Raw genomic sequence first — 1,049 nt, 5'->3', positions numbered from 1 at the left:
CTTGCCAGCGCCCTAGCGCCCGCTCCTTTCGCTTTCTTCCCTTCCTTTCTCGCCACGTTCGCCGGCTTTCCCCGTCAAGCTCTAAATCGGGGGCTCCCTTTAGGGTTCCGATTTAGTGCTTTACGGCACCTCGACCCCAAAAAACTTGATTAGGGTGATGGTTCACGTAGTGGGCCATCGCCCTGATAGACGGTTTTTCGCCCTTTGACGTTGGAGTCCACGTTCTTTAATAGTGGACTCTTGTTCCAAACTGGAACAACACTCAACCCTATCTCGGTCTATTCTTTTGATTTATAAGGGATTTTGCCGATTTCGGCCTATTGGTTAAAAAATGAGCTGATTTAACAAAAATTTAACGCGAATTTTAACAAAATATTAACGCTTACAATTTAGGTGGCACTTTTCGGGGAAATGTGCGCGGAACCCCTATTTGTTTATTTTTCTAAATACATTCAAATATGTATCCGCTCATGAATTAATTCTTAGAAAAACTCATCGAGCATCAAATGAAACTGCAATTTATTCATATCAGGATTATCAATACCATATTTTTGAAAAAGCCGTTTCTGTAATGAAGGAGAAAACTCACCGAGGCAGTTCCATAGGATGGCAAGATCCTGGTATCGGTCTGCGATTCCGACTCGTCCAACATCAATACAACCTATTAATTTCCCCTCGTCAAAAATAAGGTTATCAAGTGAGAAATCACCATGAGTGACGACTGAATCCGGTGAGAATGGCAAAAGTTTATGCATTTCTTTCCAGACTTGTTCAACAGGCCAGCCATTACGCTCGTCATCAAAATCACTCGCATCAACCAAACCGTTATTCATTCGTGATTGCGCCTGAGCGAGACGAAATACGCGATCGCTGTTAAAAGGACAATTACAAACAGGAATCGAATGCAACCGGCGCAGGAACACTGCCAGCGCATCAACAATATTTTCACCTGAATCAGGATATTCTTCTAATACCTGGAATGCTGTTTTCCCGGGGATCGCAGTGGTGAGTAACCATGCATCATCAGGAGTACGGATAAAATGCTTGAT

General features: G+C 43.2%; 1 protein-coding gene. It reads right to left on the bottom strand.

The window, feature by feature from the left end; translation table 11 throughout:
• Positions 1-482: 482 nt before the first annotated feature.
• Positions 483-1,049: APH(3') family aminoglycoside O-phosphotransferase (locus tag SB786_RS35505; RefSeq protein ID WP_000530949.1), on the bottom strand; the 567-nt coding region annotated here is incomplete at its 5' end.

The sequence above is a fragment of the Burkholderia sp. SIMBA_062 genome, assembly GCF_046534765.1.
Lineage (GTDB): Bacteria > Pseudomonadota > Gammaproteobacteria > Burkholderiales > Burkholderiaceae > Burkholderia > Burkholderia ambifaria.
This window is presented reverse-complemented; position numbering and strand designations above follow the sequence as displayed.